Origin of the sequence: Streptomyces aurantiogriseus (assembly GCF_014649375.1) — a bacterium.
Taxonomy (GTDB): domain Bacteria; phylum Actinomycetota; class Actinomycetes; order Streptomycetales; family Streptomycetaceae; genus Streptomyces; species Streptomyces aurantiogriseus.
Map to the genome: position 1 here is coordinate 482975 of NZ_BMSX01000003.1, position 19600 is coordinate 502574.

Sequence of the window (19600 nt, forward strand, 5' to 3'; positions counted from 1 at the left end):
CCGCGTGGTCAGAGGCTGTTCCTGTGCCACCGGTGCACCGGGCGCGGCCCGCGAGGCCGGCGTCAAAAATCCCGCCCGCCCCACCGATGTTGCCCTCGTACCCCTCGCTCACGTCCTGCCGCCCCTCGGTGACATTCGGTCAGACCTGGCGTCTGCTCCGGGAGTTGCTGATTCAAGCCCTTGCGGAGGACGATCCTACGTTTGTTGCCCGGGGGCACATCAAGGGTCTCATGTGGACAGGTGCGCGGGCGTGCGGTCCCAGTCCTCCGGCAGCAACGGTACGGCCCAGGACGGATCCGGGCGCCAGTGCTGCCAGCCGTCCGAGAACGGCGGCCCCCAGGCGTGGATCATCTCCACCGCCGACCGGCCCGCCTCCCGCACCCGTTCGGCCGCCGACGCGTCCATCAGGCCGTCCTGCTGGGCCTGCGCGAACTCGTCCTCGTCGCGCCAGCCCCACGTGCGGTCCGGATACACGCAGATGTCCAGAAAGTGGTCCTCGGAGTCCACACCGCCCTCCCAACGGGCCAACGGCTGCTCCAGGTTGACGTACCAGTTCTTGAACTGCCAGCCCGGCTCCCAGAACAGCCACACCGACCACGGCTCGCCGGGCCGGGCCAGCTTCAGCACACCGGTGCCGAACCAGTGGTCGCGCACCACGGTCCGGGGCTTGGTGTACCGCGTCCGCAGCGGTTCCTGGTGCAGGGGGGTGCCGTCGGCGAGGACGGGCTTGACGCACTGGGTGCCGGGGGCCATCCACACGGCGAGCAGGTCCTCGTCGTCGCGCACGACGGTGACGGGCCGGGCGATGTGGAAGCGCTCGCCGCCGTTCTCCCGGTACCGCCACAGGATCTGCTTCCCGGGCTCCCAGAAGACCGCCGCACCGCCCGTTCCCACGCGTCTCACCGCTCCACCGTCTGCCATGCACAGATATTAGGTGCCATGGCCATACGACGCTGCGGCACGCGTCACGGTTCTCGCGCCGGACGCCAAAGGTTACGGACGCGTCATCCGCAGGACATCCAGCGCCTCGTCGAGCTGCTGATGCGTCAGGTCACCGCGCTCCACGTACCCGCCTTCGAGCACCGCCTCCCGGATGGTCTTCTGCTCCGCCATCGCCTTCTTGGCGACCTTCGCGGCCTCCTCGTACCCGATGTACTTGTTGAGCGGGGTGACCACGGACGGAGACGACTCGGCGTACTCACGGGCCCGCTCCCGGTGGGCGACGATGCCGTCGACGGTCCGGTCGGCGAGCAGCCGGGAGACGTTGGCGAGCAGCCGGATCGACTCGAGCACGTTCTTGGCGATGACCGGCAGCATCACATTGAGCTCGAAGTTGCCGGCGGCCCCCGCCGTGGCGACGGTGGCGTCGTTCCCGGTGACCTGCGCGGCGACCATGAGGACGGCCTCCGGGATCACGGGGTTGACCTTGCCGGGCATGATCGAGGAGCCGGGCTGGAGGTCGGGGAGGGAGATCTCGGCGAGTCCGGTGCGCGGCCCGGAGGACATCCACCGCAGATCATTGGCGATCTTCGTCAGCGATACGGCGATGGTCCGCAGTTGCCCGCTGGTCTCGACGATCCCGTCCCGCGCGCCCTGCGCCTCGAAGTGGTCGCGCGCCTCGGTGAGCGGCAGCCCGGTGACGCGGGCCACCTCCTGGATGACGGCGGCGGAGAAGCCGGGGGGCGTGTTGATGCCGGTGCCGACGGCGGTGCCGCCCAGCGGCAGTTCGGCGAGCCGGGGGAGGGAGGCCTTCAGCCGCTCGACGCCGTACCGCACCTGCGCGGCGTACCCGCCGAACTCCTGACCCAGTGTCACGGGTGTGGCGTCCATGAGATGGGTCCGGCCGGACTTCACCACGTCCGCGAACTCCTCGGCCTTGCGTTCGAGGGCGACGGCCAGGTGTTCCAGGGCCGGGATGAGATCCCGGGTGACGGCGGCGGTGGCGGCGATGTGGATGGAGGAGGGGAACACGTCGTTCGAGGACTGCGAGGCGTTGACGTGGTCGTTGGGGTGGACGTCCCGCCCGAGGCGCTCGCTCGCGAGGGTGGCGATGACCTCGTTGGTGTTCATGTTGGACGAGGTGCCCGAGCCGGTCTGGAACACGTCGACGGGAAAGTGCTCGTCCCAGCGCCCTTCCGCCACCTCGGCGGCGGCCTCCTGAACGGCGTCGGCCAGGTCCTTGTCGAGCACCCCCAACTCGGCGTTGACCTTGGCGGCGGCGCCCTTGATCCGGGCGAGGGCCTCGATGTGCGCGCGCTCCAGGCGCTGACCCGAGACGGGGAAGTTCTCCACCGCGCGCTGTGTCTGGGCCCGCCACTTCGCGTGCGCGGGGACGCGGACTTCGCCCATGGAGTCGTGCTCGATGCGGTAGTCGGTCATACCGGGTACAGCGTGGGGGAGGGTGCGGTTGTTCCGCGGGTTCCCCCGTCCGTGGCCGTTCCCGGGGACGGGACGGGTAGGGGCGGCGGGGGCGACGAAAGCCTCCCGCCGCCCCCGAACGGCTACGCCAGCCCCGGCCCCCGCACGGGAATGGTCGTGAACGTCGGCGCCGGCGCCGGGTCCTTGAAGAAGTCGTTGCCCTTGTCGTCGACGACGATGAACGCCGGGAAGTCCTCGACCTCGATCTTCCAGACGGCCTCCATGCCGAGCTCCTCGTACTCGACGACCTCGACCTTCTTGATGCAGTCCTGGGCGAGCCGGGCCGCCGGACCGCCGATCGAGCCGAGGTAGAAACCGCCGTGCGCCCCGCACGCGTCCGTGACCTGCTGCGACCGGTTGCCCTTCGCCAGCATCACCTTCGAACCCCCCGCCGCCTGGAACTGCTCGACGTAGGAGTCCATACGCCCGGCCGTGGTCGGCCCGAAGGAGCCGGACGCGTAGCCCTCGGGCGTCTTCGCCGGCCCGGCGTAGTACACGGGGTGGTCCTTCAGGTACTGCGGCATCTCCTCCCCCGCGTCCAGCCGCTCCTTGATCTTGGCGTGCGCGATGTCGCGGGCCACGACCAGCGGACCGGAGAGCGAGAGCCGCGTCTTCACCGGGTACTTGGTCAGCTCGGCGAGGATGTCGTCCATCGGCTGGTTGAGGTCGATCCTCACCACGTCGCCCTCGTCCAGGTGGTCGTCCGTCGTCTCCGGCAGGAACCGCGCCGGGTCCGTCTCCAGCTGCTCCAGGAAGACGCCCTCCGCCGTGATCTTCGCGACCGCCTGGCGGTCGGCCGAGCAGGACACAGCGATGGCGACAGGGCAGGACGCCCCGTGCCGCGGCAGCCGCACCACCCGCACGTCGTGGCAGAAGTACTTGCCGCCGAACTGCGCGCCGATGCCGATCTTCTGGGTCAGCTCGAAGACCTTCTCCTCCAGCTCCTTGTCCCGGAAGCCGTGCCCGAGCGGCGATCCCTCGGCCGGGATCTCGTCCAGGTAGTGCGCGGAGGCGTACTTCGCGGTCTTCAGCGCGTACTCGGCGGAGGTACCGCCGACGACGATCGCCAGGTGGTAGGGCGGGCAGGCGGCCGTACCCAGCGAGCGGATCTTCTCCTCCAGGAACTTCATCATGGAGGCCTCGTTCAGAACGGCCTTCGTCTCCTGGTACAGGAACGACTTGTTGGCGGAGCCGCCGCCCTTCGCCATGAACAGGAACTTGTAGGCGCCGCCGTCCGTCGCGTACAGCTCGATCTGCGCGGGGAGGTTGGAGCCCGTGTTCTTCTCCTCCCACATGGTGAGCGGAGCCATCTGCGAGTAGCGGAGGTTCAGCTTCGTGTAGGCGTCGTAGATGCCCCGGGACAGCGCCTCCTCGTCCCGCCCCTGCGTGAGCACGTTCTGCCCGCGCTTGCCCATGACGATCGCCGTGCCGGTGTCCTGGCACATCGGGAGCACGCCCGCCGCCGCGATGTTCGCGTTCTTCAGCAGGTCGAGGGCGACGAACTTGTCGTTGCCGGACGCCTCGGGGTCGTCGATGATGCGGCGCAGCTGCGCGAGGTGGGCCGGGCGCAGGTAGTGCTGGATGTCGTGGATGGCCTCCTCGGCCAGCTTGCGCAGCGCCTCCGGCTCCACCCTGAGGAACGTCCGCCCGTCGGCCTCGAAGGTGGAGACACCCTCGGAGGTCACCAGCCGGTAGGGGGTGGTGTCCTCTCCCATGGGGAGCAGATCGGTGTACTCGAACTCAGGCATCGGTGCCCATTCCTCACTCGACAGACAGCGCGGCCGGCCTCCATTGGCAAGCGCCCACCAGCGTAGAACCTGCCACTGACGCCGAGCTTGTGAGGTAAGGCTCAGTTCGACTCCGATCGATGGCCGAAGAGGGGCTATCGCGATCTATCGTGTTTCTGTACGCTGCTGCCGTGGACCTTCAGAAGCAGACCGAACCGCGCGCCTCCGTCGCCGAGTTGCGCGCCTCGGACGCCGACCGTGACCGTGTCGCCGACATCCTGCGCGAGGCCCTCGCCGAGGGGCGCCTCACCACCGAGGAGCACGCCGAGCGCGTCGAGGGCGTGCTGGCCGCCAAGACGGTCGGCGAACTGGACGTGTTCATCCGGGACCTGCCGGCCGCCCATCAGCGGCACGCCCCGCCGCACGCCCCGGCCCCGGGCCGCCCGTCGGCCGGCGCGATTCCCGCCGACCCCGACGACAACCTGGTCGCGATCTTCAGCAGCAGCGTCCGCAAGGGCCGCTGGCGCGCCGGGCGTCGCATCCACGCGTACGCGGTCTTCGGCAGCGTCGAGATCGACCTGAGCGAGGCGCTCTTCGAGTACCAGCAGGTCGTCATCAAGGCGTACTCGGTCTTCGGCAACGTCGAGGTCCGCGTCCCGGAGAACGTGTCGCTGCGCGGCACCGGCGGCGGCGTCCTCGGCAACTTCGAGGTGGACACGCTCGATTCGCCCGAGCCCGACGCCCCGGTCGTCTACGTCGACGGCTGGGCCGTCCTCGGCAACATCGAGGCCCGGCCGAAGCGCGGCAGACTCGTCGCGGACATCCTCGATCGCGTCCAGCGCAAGGTCGACAAGAGTCTGCGCAAACACCTGGACCGTTGACGGTTGTGAATGCCGGTGCGCTTCGGGACTCAGTGCATAGGCGCGCGCACAGCGGGTAGGGCTTGCTGCATCGTCTCTCGCTCGCGAAGCCGTCGTCAGGAGTAGACCGTGCTGCAACCGCCGCATTCGTCCCTGCAGGTAGCCGCTGTTCCGGCCCAGCGGGTGCCAGCGCGCGACAGGGACCAAGACGCTCCCTGGCACACCGAGGCCGTGTGCCGGCGCGACGAGGCAGGCTTGTTCTTCGCCCCCTCCAAGGAACCCACCGCCGCCCGCCTCTCCCGCGAGGAGGCGGCCAAGCGGGTCTGCGCCCGCTGTCCGGTCATGGTGGAGTGCCGCGAGCACGCCCTCCTGCAACCCGAGCCCTACGGCGTCTGGGGCGGCCTCACCGCCGCCGAACGCCGAGTGGTCCTGGCCCGGCGCCGCCGCCGCGACATGGAGCTGAAGAAAGCGGCGAGGGCAGCGAACCGCATAGCCGCGGCAGGCTGACACACGAAAAGCAGGGCGCCCCCTCCGCACCGGGGGCGCCCACTGCTTCCGGGTGCGGGGCCGCCCATGGTCCGCAGCTCCCGCACCGCGTGCGCGGCTACTTCGCGCGGTCGAAATCGATCGCGCTGTAAGCCCGCAGCTTGCTGAGCCGATGCTCGGAATCGATCCGCCGCACCGTCCCCGACTTGGACCGCATCACGATCGAGTCGGTGGTGGCGGTCTCCGACCGGTAGCGCACCCCCCGCAGCAACTCCCCGTCGGTGATCCCGGTGGCGACGAAGAAGACGTTCTCGCCGGTCACCAGATCCTCGGTCGTCAGCACACGATCAAGATCGTGCCCCGCGTCCAGCGCCCGCTGCCGCTCCTCGTCGTCCTTGGGCCACAACTTGCCCTGGATGGTGCCGCCCAGGCACTTCACGGCACAGGCCGAGATGATCCCCTCGGGCGTGCCGCCGACCCCGAGCAGCAGATCGATCCCGGTGCCCTCACGCAGCGCCAGGATCGAGCCGGCGACATCGCCGTCGGAGATCAGCTTGATGCGCGCGCCGGTGTCCCGGATTTCCTTGATCATGCCCTCGTGCCGGGGCCGGTCGAGGATGACGACGGTGACGTCCTCGGGGGTGGCCCGCTTGGCCTTCGCGACCCGGCGGATGTTGACCTCGATGGGCGCATTGATGTCGACGAACTCGGCGGCCTCCGGGCCGGTGACCAGCTTGTCCATGTAGAACACGGCGGACGGGTCGAACATCGCCCCGCGCTCGGTGGCCGCGAGGACGGCGATCGCGTTCGGCATGCCCTTGGCCGTCAGCGTGGTGCCGTCGATCGGGTCGACGGCGATGTCGACCTCGGGTCCGGTGCCGTCGCCGACGCGCTCGCCGTTGAAGAGCATCGGGGCCTCGTCCTTCTCGCCCTCGCCGATGACGACCACGCCGTTCATCGAGACGGTGGAGACGAGCGTCCGCATCGCACGCACCGCGGCGCCGTCGGCGCCGTTCTTGTCGCCGCGCCCCACCCAGCGGCCCGCGGCCATCGCGGCCGCTTCGGTCACCCGGACCAGTTCCAGGGCGAGGTTGCGGTCGGGGGCCTCGGAAGGGACATCGAGTTCGGACGGCAGATGATGATGCTCGGTCATCGGAGCGCACCTTTCTGATACGACGACGGCCGGATGAGGGTTCGAGCTCGACTCTATCGTCAGTCCGACAAAATGAGCAGGGGACCCCACGGATGAGCGCGCCGGGTACCTGCGACGATAGGGGGCGTGGCAGGTTCGAAAGGCAAGACGCAGACGGTCCGGGACATGGTGCTCTCCCTGGGCCTGATCATGGTCGCGGGGGCGGTGATGTACCTCTTCATCCCGCACGACGATCAGGCTCCCGACATCAAGCGGGTCGACTACCGCGTGGAGCTCCTCACGGCACGCCGCGCGGCCTCGTACCCGGTGGCCGCGCCCGAGGGCCTGCCGGCCGACTGGAAGGCGACCTCCGTGCGCTTCGACGGCGCCGACTCCGACGCCTGGCACCTCGGCTTCCACACCCCTGACGACGAGTACGTCCAGATCGAGCAGTCCGCTCAGGAGAAACGCTCCGAGTTCATCGACGAGGCGACCCAGGGCGCCCGGAAGACGGACGTCACCGAGACGCTGGGCGGCCAGACCTGGACGCGCTACACCGACGGCCGCTACGACGCCTTCGTCCTGGAGAGCGCCGACGGCTCGACGACGGTGGTGGCCGGCACGGCCTCGTTCGCCAAGCTGGCGCAGGTGGCGGAGTCGCTGCGCATGGAGTGAGGGTGCGGACGAGCGGGACGGCGTGAGCGTCGTGCCCAGCGCGCGAAGTGGCCCTACCCCTGCTGCTCCCCCTCTTCTTCCTCCTCGGCCAGCGCCGCGTCCAGCCGTGCCCGCGCGCCCTCCAGCCAGCGCCGGCACACCTTGGCCAGCTCCTCACCGCGCTCCCACAGGGCGAGGGACTCCTCCAGCGTCGTACCCCCCGCCTCCAGGCGGCGTACGACCTCGATCAGCTCGTCGCGCGCCTGCTCGTACCCGAGCGCCTCGTCCGTCTTGCCAGTCATGCACCCAATCCCTAAGTAACCGCCGACAACGAACCGCCGCCGGCCGACCGTCGCCGACTAGCCGTCGACTCGAACCGTGAACTCGCCCTCGGCGACCCGCGCCCGCAGCGCCTCGTCCGCCGTCACCTCGCCCGGATCCCGGACCACATGCCCGTCGGCCCTCTGCAGTACCGCGTACCCCCGCTTCAGTGTCGCGGCGGGGGAGAGCGCCACCACGCGCGCGTGGGTGTGCGTCAGCTCTGAGTCGGCGCGGTCCAGGAGATGGCCGAGCGTGCGCCGGGAACGGTCGACCAGCGAGGCGACCTGCTCCGCGCGCTCGTCGATCATCCGGTGCGGATCCTGTATCACGGGCCGCGCGATCGCGTGGGCGAGCCCGCGCTCCTCCCGCTCCACGAAGGCCTCCATGCACCGCCGCGCCCGGCCGCGCAGCATCCGCACCCGCTCCAGCTCCTCACCGACGTCCGGTACGACCTTCTTGGCCGCGTCGGTGGGCGTGGAGGCGCGCAGGTCGGCCACGTGATCCAGGAGCGGATTGTCGGGCTCGTGCCCGATCGCCGACACGACGGGCGTACGACAGGCCGCGACCGCCCGCACCAGCTGCTCGTCGGAGAACGGCAGCAGGTCCTCCACGCTGCCGCCGCCACGCGCCACGATGATCACGTCCACGTCCTCCAGCGCGTCCAGCTCCTTCACGGCCTGGACGACCTGCGGCACAGCGTGCACCCCCTGCACGGCGACGTTGCGTACCTCGAAGCGGACGGCCGGCCAGCGGTGCCGGGCGTTCTCGAGGACGTCCCGCTCCGCGGCGGAGGCCCGCCCGCAGACGAGTCCGATGAGCTGCGGGAGGAAAGGCAGAGCCTTCTTCCTCTCCGCCGCGAACAGCCCCTCCGCGGCGAGGGACTTCTTCAGCTGCTCCAACCGCGCCAGCAGCTCCCCGACCCCCACCGGCCGTATCTCGACCGCCCGCAGCGACAACTGCCCCCGCGGCGCGTACCACTCCGGCTTCGCGTGGACGACGACGCGCGCGCCCTCGCCGACGACGTCCGCGACCGCGTCGAACACCTGGCGGAAGCACGTCACACTCACCGAGATGTCGTACGACGGATCCCGCAGCGTCAGAAACACGACGCCCGCTCCCGGACGCCGCGACAACTGGGTGATCTGCCCCTCGACCCACACCGCGCCGAGCCGGTCGATCCACCCCCCGATGAGCCGGGACACCTCACCCACGGGCAGGGGCGTCTCGGCGGACGTGTTGACAGCCATGCCCGCGAGGGTAGTGGCCGTCACTGACAATCCGGCGTGCGCCGCATGGGGCGCGACTGCTGCGAGGGTCGAGCCCTTGGGTGCCGGCCGGAGAATCAGCCCGTCTGGGGGAGCTTGAGGACGAGGCCCGTCCAGGGCCGAAGCGGGGGTCTGGGGGCGGCAGCCCCCAGTGACCCAGCGGTGGCCGCACCCGGCCTTACGATGGGACGCATGACTGCTTCGTCTGGCCGCCGTGTCCTGCTCGCCGCCCCCCGGGGCTACTGCGCGGGTGTGGACCGCGCCGTGATCGCCGTCGAGAAAGCCCTGGAGCAGTACGGCGCTCCCGTCTACGTCCGCCACGAGATCGTCCACAACAAGTACGTCGTGCAGACCCTGGAGAAGAAGGGCGCCATCTTCGTCGAGCAGACGGAGGAGGTCCCGCCGGGCAACATCGTGATGTTCTCGGCGCACGGCGTCGCCCCCGTCGTCCACGAGGAGGCCAGGCGCGGCCGGCTCGCCACCATCGACGCGACCTGCCCCCTGGTCACCAAGGTCCACAAGGAAGCCGTCCGCTTCGCCGACGAGGACTACGACATCCTCCTGATCGGTCACGAGGGGCACGAGGAGGTCATCGGCACCTCCGGTGAGGCCCCCGACCACATCCAGCTCGTCGACGGCCCCGAGGACGTCGCGAAGGTCGAGGTCCGCGACCCGTCCAAGGTCGTCTGGCTGTCGCAGACCACCCTCTCCGTCGACGAGACCATGGAGACCGTCGACGCACTGAAGGGGAAGTTCCCGCAGCTGATCTCCCCGCCCAGCGACGACATCTGCTACGCCACGCAGAACCGTCAGCTCGCGGTGAAGCAGATGGGCGCCGAGGCGGAGCTGGTGATCGTCGTCGGCTCCCGCAACTCCTCCAACTCCAAGCGGCTCGTCGAGGTCGCCAAGCTCGCCGGCTCGCGCGCGGCGTACCTCGTGGACTTCGCCAGCGAGATCGACGAGGCCTGGCTGGAGGGCGTGACCACGGTGGGCGTCACCTCCGGCGCCTCCGTCCCGGAGGTTCTCGTCGAGGAGGTCCTGGCCTGGCTCGCCGAGCGTGGCTACGGCGACGTCGAGCTGGTCAAGGCCGCCGATGAGCACATCACCTTCTCGCTGCCCAAGGAACTCCGCCGTGACCTGCGCGAAGAGGCCGCGGCGCTGGTGGCCGAGCGGGGCGGCAGCGGGACGGCGGACGCCTCCGCGCAGTGACCGGCGGAGTGACTGTCAGTCGATCGTCGTAACGTAGAGCCATGCAGATCTTCGGCGTGGACATCGGTGGATCCGGGATCAAGGGCGCCCCTGTGGACCTGGACAGGGGCGATCTGGCCCAGGAGCGCTGCAAGGTGCTCACCCCTCAGCCGGCGACACCGGACGGGGTGGCCGACGGCGTGAAGCAGGTCGTCGACCACTTCGGGTGGACGGGACCGGTGGGGCTCACCTTCCCGGGTGTGGTCACCGGCGGCTCCACCATCCGTACGGCGGCCAACGTGGACAAGAGCTGGATCGACACGGACGCGCGTGCCCTGTTCAGCGAGCGGCTGGGCGGCCTGCCGGTGACGGTGGTCAACGACGCGGACGCGGCGGGCGTCGCCGAGGTCGCCTTCGGCGCCGGCCGCGACCGCAGCGGCACGGTGATCCTGCTGACGTTCGGCACGGGTATCGGCAGCGCCCTCTTCGCCGACGGCGTCCTCGTCCCCAACACCGAGCTGGGCCATCTCGAGCTGAACGGCCATGACGCGGAGAAGCGCGCCTCCAGCAAGGCCAAGGAGGACGCCGAGCTGACGTGGGAGCACTGGGCCCGCCGCGTCCAGAAGTACCTCGCCCATGTGGAGATGCTCTTCTCGCCCGAGCTGTTCATCATCGGCGGCGGCGTCAGCCGCAAGGCGCAGAAGTTCCTGCCCTTCATCGAGGGCATCAAGGCGGAGATCGTCCCGGCGCAGCTGCAGAACAACGCGGGCATCGTGGGGGCGGCGATGCGGGCGGCGAAGGGGAGCTAGAGCCAGGGCGGGTCCGGCGGCCCGGACGGCCAGCGCCGGACGCCTGCCCGGCCGCGTCGGCGACGTGTCCTGATCGCCACCCTCACCCGGCGCACCAGCGCCACCACTCCTGCCAGGAGCGTCCCCGCGTACAGCCAGCCGGCCTGGGTGGCCAGGGCGGTGAACAGGCCCATCAGGTGCGACCCCAGCCCGTTGCCGCTGTCGGCGACGGGTACGAGCCCCACGGCGAAGGCGATCGGTGCGACGACGGGCGCGGAGAACAGTTCGGCCCGGCGCACCCACAGCGCGGTCAGCAGACACACCGGCAGGAACAGCACGCTGTACACGGTCGGCGAGGCACCGAACAGCAGCTGGTCCAGCCAGCCGAGGGCCAGCATCAGTGCCACGCTGAACAGGCCGCCGCCGAGCCCGGTGAGCCGGGGGTTCGGCGGCCGCCGTACGGCTGGCGGCGGGGGCGGGGTGCGAGCGCCGGGGGCGCGGGCGGGCCGGGGGAGCGCCGAGGGGTGGCGGGCCTTCGGAGGCGTACCGGAGCCGGGTCCCCGGTTCCGGCCCGCGCCCTCGCCTCCGCCACCGGCCCTGCCCCGGTCTGCCTGCGGCGGAAGGGGTGGGGTGCCGCGTCGCGTTCCGTTCTGCGGGAGGCGGGTCCTGTGGTGCTCCATCGGTCCAACTTAGGTCGGTTTATGTGCCGAATCGGGCGCGGGACACGCCGTGAGAGAGACCTTGGCCATGCGTTCGAGCTGTCCGCCGGGGCGGTTGCGGGCACGCCGTAAACTGGTGGATCGGCCAGCCCCCTGGCCCCCTGGCCCTCTCACTACGGGAAGTCGCAACGTGTCGCTCACGATCGGAATCGTCGGTCTGCCGAATGTCGGCAAGTCGACCCTGTTCAACGCCCTGACCAAGAACGACGTGCTGGCGGCCAACTACCCGTTCGCCACGATCGAGCCCAACGTGGGCGTGGTCGGCGTCCCCGACGCCCGCCTCACCAAGCTGGCGGAGATCTTCAACTCGCAGCGGATCCTCCCGGCGACCGTCGACTTCGTCGACATCGCGGGCATCGTGCGCGGCGCGAGCGAGGGCGAGGGCCTGGGCAACAAGTTCCTGGCGAACATCCGGGAGTCCGACGCGATCTGCCAGGTCATCCGCGCCTTCAAGGACGAGAACGTCGTCCACGTCGACGGCAAGGTCTCGCCCAAGAACGACATCGAGACGATCAACACCGAGCTGATCCTCGCCGACCTCCAGACGATCGAGAAGGTCCTGCCGCGCCTCCAGAAGGAGTCGCGGATCAAGAAGGACATCGCCCCCAAGGTCAAGGCCGTCGAGGAGGCGAAGGAGATCCTGGAGAAGGGCGACACGCTCTTCGCGCATGGCATCGTCCAGGGCAGCGAGCGCGCGGAACCCCTGCACGACCTGCACCTTCTGACGACGAAGCCCTTCCTCTACGTCTTCAACGTCGACGAGGACGAGCTGGTCGACGACGCCTTCAAGGACGAGCAGCGCACCCTGGTCGCCCCCGCCGAGGCGATCTTCCTCAACGCCAAGCTGGAGGCGGACCTCGCCGAGCTCGACGAGGAGGACGCGATGGAACTGCTGGAGTCGGTCGGCGCCGAAGAGCCCGGCCTCGCCACCCTCGCCCGCGTCGGCTTCAACACCCTCGGCCTCCAGACCTACCTCACGGCCGGTCCCAAGGAGTCCCGCGCCTGGACCATCAAGAGGGGCGCCACCGCCCCCGAGGCCGCCGGCGTCATCCACACCGACTTCCAGAAGGGCTTCATCAAGGCGGAGGTCATCTCCTTCGCCGACCTGGTGGAGACCGGCTCGGTGGCGGAAGCCCGCGCGAAGGGGAAGGCGCGCATGGAGGGCAAGGACTATGTGATGCAGGACGGGGACGTCGTGGAGTTCCGCTTCAACGTGTGAGCGGATGACATGACACCACGTTGGTGTCCTGGTAAATATGCAGGTCAGATGGGGTCCGGCTCTTCGGGGTCGGGCCCCTGGTCTTTGCCCATGCTGGGATGGTGCCGGGAATCAATCACCCTCCGTACCCGACTCTGCACTCGCCCCCCCCAGGCCGGTGCCCTCGGTGTGGACGTCGTACGGGGGACCTGGCTGATACCTGGTCCCTGTGCGGTGTCTGCGACGGCGTCGACGTCGTGCTGCACCGGCGGCGCGTGATGAACTCTCCCTGACCGCATCGACGTACAGGGGGTTCAGTGGACAGCCATCGCGCACTGACGGGGAAGGTCGCGCTCGTCACCGGGGCCGCGCGGGGCATCGGCCGGGCCATCGCCGTCCGGCTCGCGCACGACGGGGCTCTGGTCGGGGTTCACTACGGCCACAGCGAGGCCGCGGCACTGGACACCGTGGCGGAGATCCGCAAGAACGGCGGGCGGGCCTTCCCGGTCGGCGCGGAGCTGGGGGTGCCGGGCGACGCTGCCGCCGTTTTCGAGGCGTTCGACGCCGGGCTGCGGGAGGAGGGGTCGGAAGCCGGCGAAGTCACCGAGGGCGGCGCGCTCGACATCCTCGTGAACAACGCGGGGGTGAGCGGTTCCGGGCCGGTGGGGCGGGCCGTTCCCGAGGTCTTCGACCGGATGATGGCCGTCAACGCCAAGGCCCCGTACTTTCTCGTGCAGCAAGCGCTGCCGCGGATGAGGGACGGCGGGCGGATCGTCAACGTCTCCTCGCTCGCCTCCCGGCACGCCTTCCCGGAGTCCGTGGCGTACGCGATGTCCAAGGGCGCGCTGGACACCCTGACCCTGTGCCTGGCGAAGGAACTCGGCGGCCGGGGCATCACCGTCAACACGGTCGCGCCGGGCTTCGTCGAGACGGACATGAACGCCCGGCGCAGGGCCACCCCCGAGGCGCGGGACGCGCTGGCCGCACGCTCGGTCTTCGGCCGGATCGGCATGCCCTCCGACGTGGCGGACGTGGTGGCCTTTCTCGCCTCCGACGACGCCCGCTGGGTCACCGGCCAGTACCTGGATGTGAGCGGGGGCACCGATCTGTGACGGTCGTACGGGACTCCCGGACCGCTGGTGACGCGTCGGGAGTCCCGCGACGTCCGCGCGGCGGCGCCGGTGCGGTCAGGCGGTGGGCCGGTCCAGGGTCAGCAGGCTGCTGAACACCTGCTCGCCGTCCTGGCGCCCCACGACCCGCACCCCGCCGGGCCGCCCGGCCGGGTCGTCGGCCGGCAGCTCCTCCGCCTCGATCCAGCACGGGGAGCCGAACTCCACGTACCGGTCGAAGCCGTTCTCCATGGCGACAAGCACACTGCCCTCGGGCGAGAGGGCCGTCGCGGCCTGGCGGGCCGCCTCCAGCAGCACCATCCCCGGTATGTGGTCGTCGGGGTGGTCGAAGAGGATGGGGTGAGCGGTGTCCACGCGCAGCTGCCAGCGCCGGGTCGACTCGCTCCCGGCCAGCACCACGTCGAACGCGGACTGACGGCCGACCGACGCCGGGGGCAGGGGCTGCGGGGGCGTCGCCGCCGCGCCGCCGCCCTGCGCGGACTGCTCCAGCCGCGCCCCGCGCAGCCGCCGGTAGACCGCGGGGGAGGTGCAGGTGAAGCGGGCGCCCCCGGTGGCCACGACCCGGTCCTCGAGACGGATAGTCACGGTGTACGGGCCTTCCAGCCGCCCCTTCGGGCCGCGCACCTCGCTGAAGTCCACGTCCAGTTCCAGGTCCGCGGGGCGCGTACCGACCGCCAGATGGTCGGGCCGAACCGTGAAGTGCAGCCCCCACATCAGGAAGCGGTGGCCCAGCGGCACGTCGTGGACGGCGTGCGCCACGAGGACCCCGGCCTGCCGGATGGTCTCGGCGACGAGCAGGGGGTCGTGCCGGCCGTCGACGGGCGTGTAGAAACTGTGGGCCCTGGGCCACTGGGCCAGGACGCGGGTGCGGCCCTCGTCGAGGGCCGACCAGCCCGTGAGAAAGACCTCGGCGACTGCGGCGCGATGCACCAGCTGCCGGGGCACGGTCCGGGTCAGCTCCGGAACGTCAACCGCCCCCGGGCGCGCGTCCGCCACGAACGACTGCATCATGAATGGTTCCCCCATGTGTAAGCCCCATGTGCCAGGTCGGTTCACATGGTCCTGTCCGCCGGGCGGAGACGTTACGTACTGGAGAGTTTACTTTGCAAGGGGCTACCTATCGTCTGTGTCATGAATAATCCTTGAATCCATACCTCACAGTTTGGTTTGAACAGGCGCAAGGCTGACGGCGGGAGCGCCGTGGCACAGAAGGGTGGTAACTCCGATGGCGAAGCAGGACAGAGCGATTCGCACGCGCCGCGCGATCCTGGAGGCGGCGGCGATCGTCTTCGACGAGAAGGGTTACCGGGCCGCGAAGCTGTCGGACATCCTGGAGCGGGCCAAGCTCACCAAGGGCGCGCTGTACTTCCACTTCACCAGCAAGGAAGCCCTCGCCAACGCGGTGCTGGACGCACAGGTCAGCGAGACGCCGGTGCCCTCCCCGCAGACGTACAAGATGCAGGAGTACGTCGACATGGGGCTGCTGTTCGCGCATCTGCTGGTCAGTGACCCGCTGCTGCGTGCCAGTGTGCGGCTGTCGCTGGAGCAGGTGCCCGAGATAAACCGCAGTTCACCGTATGTCGAGTGGGTGGAGCGCAACACCCGGGTGCTGACCGAGGCGAAGGAGTGCGGGGAACTGCTGCTGCACGTCGACCCGGCGGAGACCGCGCGTATCACGGTCGGGGCCTTCGGCGGCATGAACGCGATGGTGTCGACCATCACACCGCCACTGGATCTGGAGCGGGAAATCCTCACTCTCTACCGGCACTTGCTGGCCGGAATCGCCGTCCCCTCGGTGCTGCTGCGCCTGGACGTCCGCCCGGACCGGGGAGCCCAGGTACTGGCCGAGGCGGTCCTGGAGCCGGCCGCCGTGACACCCGGCGTGGACATCGCGTGAGCTGTGGATGAACGCGCGTCGGCATGTGATGGGCGCTACTTTTGGACTCGCTGGTCTGTTATTGACAGACCCGCAGGTATCTTTTTGAATCAATTCCAGCGCAGCACTGATTGTGTGAAGCGGGGGATTGATGGACATCAAGGTTCTTGGACGTCTGCAGGTGTCGGTGAGCGGCCGGTCGGCCCTGCCGGAGGAGCCGGAGGCCCGCAGGGTCCTGGCACTGCTGGCGCTCCGTGCGGATCAGGTCGTGCCGACCTGCCTGATCGCACAGGAGTTGTGGCCGAACGGTTCGCCGCCGGGCGGCGACTCACGGCTGGTCGCCCTCATCACCTCCATACGCTGGAAGCTGACGGAGGCGCTGCGCGCCTCGCACTCCCGCGGGAGGGGCCGGACCACGGGTGCGGATCTGCTGATCTCCACGCCCGCCGGGTACCGGCTGGACAACTGTGGCGGAGTGCTGGACGCCCGCCAGTTCGAGCGGCACATCGGCGCCGGATACCGGGCCATGGCCACCGGCAACGCGGTCAGGGCCGCCGAACGGCTGCGTCTGGCACTGTCGTTGTGGACCGACAACTCACTGTGCGACCTGGAGCAGGGCCCCGTGCTGCGGGCGCACACCACCTTGCTGCACGACGACCGGATGGCCGCACTCGACCAGTGGGCCGCGATCGAACTGCAACTGGGTCACCACCGTGAACGCCTCGTCGAACTCGGCGCACTCGTCGCCCGGCACAGCACCCACCAGGGGCTGCACCGCCACTACATGACCGCCCTGGCCCGCTGCGGACGCCCCGCCGAAGCGCTGCGGGTCTACGACCGGCTCTGCTCGACCCTGCACCGCGAGGGCGGCCCCGAAGTCAGCCCGGTGCTACGGCGGTTGCGTGACCGGATCCTCAACATGTCGATGGGACCCGGTGGTGCGGTCACGGAGTTCACCGCTCCACCGCTGGCCTGGGCAGGCTGACCCCGGGGCGATCCGGTGTCACCCGCGGGCCGGCCCGCCCGCGGCACGGGCGAAGTCCCGTGCACCGTGCAGCCACGCCACCTTGTCGTAGAGGTCGTCGACCGTCAGGGAACGCAGCATCGCGTTGCGTTCCTCGGCGGCCCGGCCCGCCGGGTGGTAGAGCCGGGTGCCCATCTCACGGGCCACGAGCTGGGTCCGCCCGGTGCGTTCACGCCGCTCGGCGTTGAACTTCTCCAGCCGCCGCGCCACGTCGTCGCCGGTGCCGCCCTCCAGCAGAGCGCCCAGCACGACCGCGTCCTCCAGGGCCTGGCAGGCCCCCTGGGCCGCGTACTGGAGCATCGGGTGGGCGGCGTCGCCCACCAGGACGACCCGGCCGTCGGTCCAGGTGTCCACCGGGTCACGGTCGCACAGCACCCACTCGCGCCAGCCCTCGCCGAGTTCGAGCAGCCGCGCCGGTGTCTCGCCCACGCCCGGGAACCGCCCGAGGACGTGCTCGCGCTCCACGGGACGGCCGGCCACCGGCACGCGGGCGCCGTCGTCACGGGTCACGGCGAGGTTCAGATACCGGCCGCCGCCGATGATGTAATGCACGAAGTGCCACTGGGGACCGGCCCACAGGGTCACGGCGTTCCACCGCAGTTCCTCCGGGACCTTCTCGATGGGGATCACCGACCGGTAGATGGTGTGCCCGGAGACCCGTGGATCGCCGTCGCCGAGCAGCTGTCGGCGCACCGTGGAGCGGATTCCGTCGGCGCCGACCAGGACGTCGGCCCGGAGGGTCCGGCCGTCGGCGGTGCGGACGTCGACACCGTCCGCGTCCTGCGTGTAGCGCTCGACGGTCGCGGCCGCGATCAGTTCGACGGCGTCGGACGCCTGGCACGCGGTCAGCAGCGGCTGGAACAGATCGCCCCGGTGCACCACCGCGTAGGGATTGCCGAAGCGGGTGCGGTACGCCTCGGTGAGCGGCATGGCCGCGACCTTCTCGTCCGTCGTCCCGTCCATGAAGCGCAGTTCGTCGATGAAGACGGCGCGGTCGCGCACCGCCTGCCCCACGCCCAGCAGATCGAGGGCGTGGAAGGCGTTCGGGCCGAGCTGGATGCCCGCGCCGATCTCCGCGAAGACCTCACCGCGTTCCAGCACCGTCGCGCGGTGACCCCGCTGTGCCAGGGACAGTGCGGTGGCGAGTCCACCTATGCCGCCGCCGGCGACAAGAATCCGAGCCATTCTTCCCGTATCCCTTCCGTTCCGTCGTGCGCTGTCTCGTTCGGTCGGACGCGGCGGGCCGACGCCGCTCGCTGTCCCGTTCCGGCACCTTCGGCGCGCGCGGCTCGTGTGCCGGGCTCGATCCAGCCATGCCACCGGGACGGCGGGCAACGCGGCGACGGGCACTTCGTCACAACGCCGTGGGCGCGGTCAGATCGGTGGCCCGGGGCGGGCGGTGGTGGCCAGTTCCCGGTCGGGGCCGCGCCCGGCGAGTAAAGCGACCGCGTGGGCCACCGAGGCCAGGGTGATGTGCCGGTGCCAGCCGTCGAAGGAGCGGCCCGAGTAGTCCCGCAGTCCTACCGGGCCGCCCGCCTCGGCGAGGTCGGCGGCCACCCGGCCCGCGAGTGCCGTCGTCCGCAGCAGCTGGGGCACGGACACGTCCGGCACATCGGTCAGCCACAGCCGGGCCGGCGGGCGCTGCGGGTCGTGCCACTCGCCCAGGAGCCGGAGCTGCCGTGATCCCCGCGGCCGGGGCAGCAGAGCGCCGAGCCGGGCGGGGGCCTCCACCAGCACGGCCGTCGCCAGCACCGGATGCGGGCCGGGTCCCGGCGCGGACGGGTGCGGCACCGACCGGCGCAGTCCCAGCACCGCCTGCATGATCCGCTCTGCGGGCAGCGGACCCGCCCCGAACCCGGGCAGCGCGGTGTCGGCGACACGCAGCCGGGTGGCCGGGTTCACCCGCGCCAGCACGGGGATCCGGGCTGTCGAGAGCCGGTGCCGTACGGCGTCCATGCCGGGTCCGCGGCCGTCGATCACCACCGGGCGCACCGGGACGTCCCAGTGCCGCACCGCTTCCAGGACCACGGCGGCGGCACACTCGTCGCGGGTCTCCGGCCGTATCTCCTCGGGCACCGACACCCGGTGGCGGCGTTCGGCGTCGCGCGCCCAGGCGTCGGGCAGCAGCAGCCGCCAGTTGACGGGCACGCTCAGCCGGGGCGAGGCGTACCACAGCCCGAACGCCTCCTGGCCGCGGAAGACATGGCCGAGCTGCGGATGGCGCTGCCGGGCCACGCCCACCGAGTGCCGGCCCGCTTTCGGGATGGGCAGCGGCTCGACCACCCAGGCGGCCGGCGGCGCGGTCCGCTGCAGGTGCCGGGCCAGGGCCGCCCGGATGGGGCGCCAGTCCCAGGTCGAGTCGGCGATGAAGTGATGCAGGTTCTGTTCCGACTCGGGGTGGCCCACGGCGGCGGCGATGTTGCGGACCGACTTGCGCCCCCGCGCGACCAGCAGGCCGCGGATGTACTGCTCTCCCCGCAGCCGCTGGTCTCGGCGGCGCAGGGAGGCGAACAACTCGTCGCTCAGCCCGGTGAGCAGATCCGCGGTGGCCGCGTCGCAAGGGGGCGGGGTCGCGCGGGTGGGCGCGTTCATGACTCTCCCGTCGATTCGGCAGCAGTGCGCGTGCGCCTTCACCGTCCCCCTCCGGCCGCCCGCCTGCGAGGTCCACCCGTCACCGTGCTGCACCGCGACCCAGGTGCCCGGCCACCTCCGCCGCGGGCTGCCGGGTACGCCGGGTGCGCGGTGGACGGGGTGGTGGTCCGGACACCACGCGGCAGGGCCCGGGCGGTGGTTCGGTCACCACCCGTAACCGCC

19 protein-coding genes are annotated in these 19600 nt (G+C 70.6%); 9 read left to right on the forward strand and 10 right to left on the reverse strand.

The features are described from left to right. Positions 1 to 228 precede the first annotated feature (228 nt). From fomD to IE263_RS08790, 3 genes are all read right to left on the reverse strand, one after another. Complete coding sequence (gene fomD, locus IE263_RS08780; RefSeq protein WP_189934021.1) at positions 229 to 921, reverse strand: cytidylyl-2-hydroxypropylphosphonate hydrolase; 693 nt, start codon at positions 919 to 921, stop codon at positions 229 to 231. Positions 922 to 993: 72 nt separating this feature from the next. Further along, positions 994 to 2379 (reverse strand): class II fumarate hydratase, encoded by a 1386-nt coding sequence (locus tag IE263_RS08785; protein WP_189934023.1) that lies wholly within the window; start codon positions 2377 to 2379, stop codon positions 994 to 996. A 122-nt stretch (positions 2380 to 2501) separates the two neighbouring features. Next, complete coding sequence (locus IE263_RS08790; RefSeq protein WP_189934025.1) at positions 2502 to 4166, reverse strand: fumarate hydratase; 1665 nt, start codon at positions 4164 to 4166, stop codon at positions 2502 to 2504. 170 nt (positions 4167 to 4336) lie between these two features. Here IE263_RS08790 and IE263_RS08795 point away from each other — a divergent pair, with 170 nt between their 5' ends. Further along, the gene (locus tag IE263_RS08795) at positions 4337 to 5026 is read left to right on the forward strand and encodes a DUF1707 SHOCT-like domain-containing protein (RefSeq protein WP_229910858.1); all 690 of its coding nucleotides are present in this window, start codon (positions 4337 to 4339) and stop codon (positions 5024 to 5026) included. A gap of 108 nt (positions 5027 to 5134) precedes the next feature. Continuing rightward, the gene (locus IE263_RS08800; RefSeq protein WP_189934029.1) at positions 5135 to 5512 is read left to right on the forward strand and encodes a WhiB family transcriptional regulator; all 378 of its coding nucleotides are present in this window, start codon (positions 5135 to 5137) and stop codon (positions 5510 to 5512) included. A gap of 97 nt (positions 5513 to 5609) precedes the next feature. Here IE263_RS08800 and glpX read toward each other — a convergent pair whose 3' ends face one another. Beyond that, positions 5610 to 6644 carry a class II fructose-bisphosphatase gene (glpX, locus tag IE263_RS08805; RefSeq protein ID WP_189934031.1) on the reverse strand — a complete coding sequence of 345 codons (1035 nt, stop codon included), beginning with the start codon at positions 6642 to 6644 and terminating at the stop codon, positions 5610 to 5612. A gap of 126 nt (positions 6645 to 6770) precedes the next feature. On the opposite strand from glpX, the gene IE263_RS08810 reads away from it, so the two are divergent. After that, positions 6771 to 7298: a DUF4245 domain-containing protein gene (locus IE263_RS08810; RefSeq protein ID WP_189934033.1), complete on the forward strand. Its 528-nt coding sequence runs from the start codon at positions 6771 to 6773 to the stop codon at positions 7296 to 7298. 53 nt (positions 7299 to 7351) lie between these two features. On the opposite strand, the gene IE263_RS08815 is transcribed toward IE263_RS08810, so the two are convergent. Both IE263_RS08815 and xseA read right to left on the reverse strand, forming a co-directional pair. Continuing rightward, positions 7352 to 7579, reverse strand: coding sequence for an exodeoxyribonuclease VII small subunit (locus IE263_RS08815; protein WP_189934035.1), 228 nt, complete (start codon positions 7577 to 7579; stop codon positions 7352 to 7354). Between the two features lie 57 nt (positions 7580 to 7636). Further along, a complete protein-coding gene (xseA, locus tag IE263_RS08820) occupies positions 7637 to 8845 on the reverse strand; it encodes an exodeoxyribonuclease VII large subunit (protein ID WP_189934037.1) in 1209 nt (402 codons plus the stop codon). A gap of 201 nt (positions 8846 to 9046) precedes the next feature. Here xseA and IE263_RS08825 point away from each other — a divergent pair, with 201 nt between their 5' ends. After that, entirely contained in the window at positions 9047 to 10072 is a 1026-nt protein-coding gene (locus tag IE263_RS08825; RefSeq protein ID WP_189934039.1) for a 4-hydroxy-3-methylbut-2-enyl diphosphate reductase, read from the forward strand. Between the two features lie 41 nt (positions 10073 to 10113). Next, entirely contained in the window at positions 10114 to 10860 is a 747-nt protein-coding gene (gene ppgK / locus IE263_RS08830) for a polyphosphate--glucose phosphotransferase (RefSeq protein WP_189934041.1), read from the forward strand. Here ppgK and IE263_RS08835 read toward each other — a convergent pair. Next, positions 10857 to 11519 (reverse strand): DUF6542 domain-containing protein, encoded by a 663-nt coding sequence (locus IE263_RS08835; RefSeq protein ID WP_189934043.1) that lies wholly within the window; start codon positions 11517 to 11519, stop codon positions 10857 to 10859. The two genes, ppgK and IE263_RS08835, sit on opposite strands and share 4 nt — an antisense overlap. A gap of 169 nt (positions 11520 to 11688) precedes the next feature. Between IE263_RS08835 and ychF the strand changes: the two genes are divergently transcribed. Both ychF and IE263_RS08845 read left to right on the forward strand, forming a co-directional pair. Beyond that, entirely contained in the window at positions 11689 to 12777 is a 1089-nt protein-coding gene (gene ychF / locus IE263_RS08840) for a redox-regulated ATPase YchF (protein ID WP_189934045.1), read from the forward strand. 296 nt (positions 12778 to 13073) lie between these two features. Beyond that, positions 13074 to 13868: an SDR family NAD(P)-dependent oxidoreductase gene (locus IE263_RS08845; RefSeq protein ID WP_189934048.1), complete on the forward strand. Its 795-nt coding sequence runs from the start codon at positions 13074 to 13076 to the stop codon at positions 13866 to 13868. A 75-nt stretch (positions 13869 to 13943) separates the two neighbouring features. On the opposite strand, the gene IE263_RS08850 is transcribed toward IE263_RS08845, so the two are convergent. Then, on the reverse strand, positions 13944 to 14912 hold the full coding sequence (locus IE263_RS08850; RefSeq protein ID WP_229910859.1) for a ScbA/BarX family gamma-butyrolactone biosynthesis protein: 969 nt from the start codon (positions 14910 to 14912) through the stop codon (positions 13944 to 13946). Positions 14913 to 15111: 199 nt separating this feature from the next. Here IE263_RS08850 and IE263_RS08855 point away from each other — a divergent pair, with 199 nt between their 5' ends. Next, positions 15112 to 15783: a ScbR family autoregulator-binding transcription factor gene (locus tag IE263_RS08855; RefSeq protein WP_189934049.1), complete on the forward strand. Its 672-nt coding sequence runs from the start codon at positions 15112 to 15114 to the stop codon at positions 15781 to 15783. Between the two features lie 130 nt (positions 15784 to 15913). Next, the gene (locus IE263_RS08860; RefSeq protein WP_189934051.1) at positions 15914 to 16747 is read left to right on the forward strand and encodes an AfsR/SARP family transcriptional regulator; all 834 of its coding nucleotides are present in this window, start codon (positions 15914 to 15916) and stop codon (positions 16745 to 16747) included. A gap of 18 nt (positions 16748 to 16765) precedes the next feature. Here the strand turns inward: IE263_RS08860 and IE263_RS08865 are convergent, their stop codons facing one another. Together IE263_RS08865 and IE263_RS08870 are read right to left on the reverse strand one after the other, a co-directional pair. Further along, positions 16766 to 17971: a 3-hydroxybenzoate 6-monooxygenase gene (locus tag IE263_RS08865; protein ID WP_189934053.1), complete on the reverse strand. Its 1206-nt coding sequence runs from the start codon at positions 17969 to 17971 to the stop codon at positions 16766 to 16768. A 189-nt stretch (positions 17972 to 18160) separates the two neighbouring features. Beyond that, on the reverse strand, positions 18161 to 19378 hold the full coding sequence (locus tag IE263_RS08870) for an IS701 family transposase (RefSeq protein WP_229910860.1): 1218 nt from the start codon (positions 19376 to 19378) through the stop codon (positions 18161 to 18163). Positions 19379 to 19600: the final 222 nt, after the last annotated feature.

What these genes read in the sequence shown, in the direction of transcription:
- fomD (WP_189934021.1), bottom strand. Translation starts at nt 921, where the DNA reads ATGGCAGACGGTGGAGCGGTGAGACGCGTGGGAACGGGCGGTGCGGCG.
- IE263_RS08785 (WP_189934023.1), bottom strand. Translation starts at nt 2,379, where the DNA reads ATGACCGACTACCGCATCGAGCACGACTCCATGGGCGAAGTCCGCGTC.
- IE263_RS08790 (WP_189934025.1), bottom strand. Translation starts at nt 4,166, where the DNA reads ATGCCTGAGTTCGAGTACACCGATCTGCTCCCCATGGGAGAGGACACC.
- glpX (WP_189934031.1), bottom strand. Translation starts at nt 6,644, where the DNA reads ATGACCGAGCATCATCATCTGCCGTCCGAACTCGATGTCCCTTCCGAG.
- IE263_RS08815 (WP_189934035.1), bottom strand. Translation starts at nt 7,579, where the DNA reads ATGACTGGCAAGACGGACGAGGCGCTCGGGTACGAGCAGGCGCGCGAC.
- xseA (WP_189934037.1), bottom strand. Translation starts at nt 8,845, where the DNA reads ATGGCTGTCAACACGTCCGCCGAGACGCCCCTGCCCGTGGGTGAGGTG.
- IE263_RS08825 (WP_189934039.1), top strand. Translation starts at nt 9,047, where the DNA reads ATGGGACGCATGACTGCTTCGTCTGGCCGCCGTGTCCTGCTCGCCGCC.
- ppgK (WP_189934041.1), top strand. Translation starts at nt 10,114, where the DNA reads ATGCAGATCTTCGGCGTGGACATCGGTGGATCCGGGATCAAGGGCGCC.
- IE263_RS08835 (WP_189934043.1), bottom strand. Translation starts at nt 11,519, where the DNA reads ATGGAGCACCACAGGACCCGCCTCCCGCAGAACGGAACGCGACGCGGC.
- IE263_RS08850 (WP_229910859.1), bottom strand. Translation starts at nt 14,912, where the DNA reads ATGGGGGAACCATTCATGATGCAGTCGTTCGTGGCGGACGCGCGCCCG.
- IE263_RS08855 (WP_189934049.1), top strand. Translation starts at nt 15,112, where the DNA reads ATGGCGAAGCAGGACAGAGCGATTCGCACGCGCCGCGCGATCCTGGAG.
- IE263_RS08860 (WP_189934051.1), top strand. Translation starts at nt 15,914, where the DNA reads ATGGACATCAAGGTTCTTGGACGTCTGCAGGTGTCGGTGAGCGGCCGG.
- IE263_RS08865 (WP_189934053.1), bottom strand. Translation starts at nt 17,971, where the DNA reads ATGGCTCGGATTCTTGTCGCCGGCGGCGGCATAGGTGGACTCGCCACC.
- IE263_RS08870 (WP_229910860.1), bottom strand. Translation starts at nt 19,378, where the DNA reads ATGAACGCGCCCACCCGCGCGACCCCGCCCCCTTGCGACGCGGCCACC.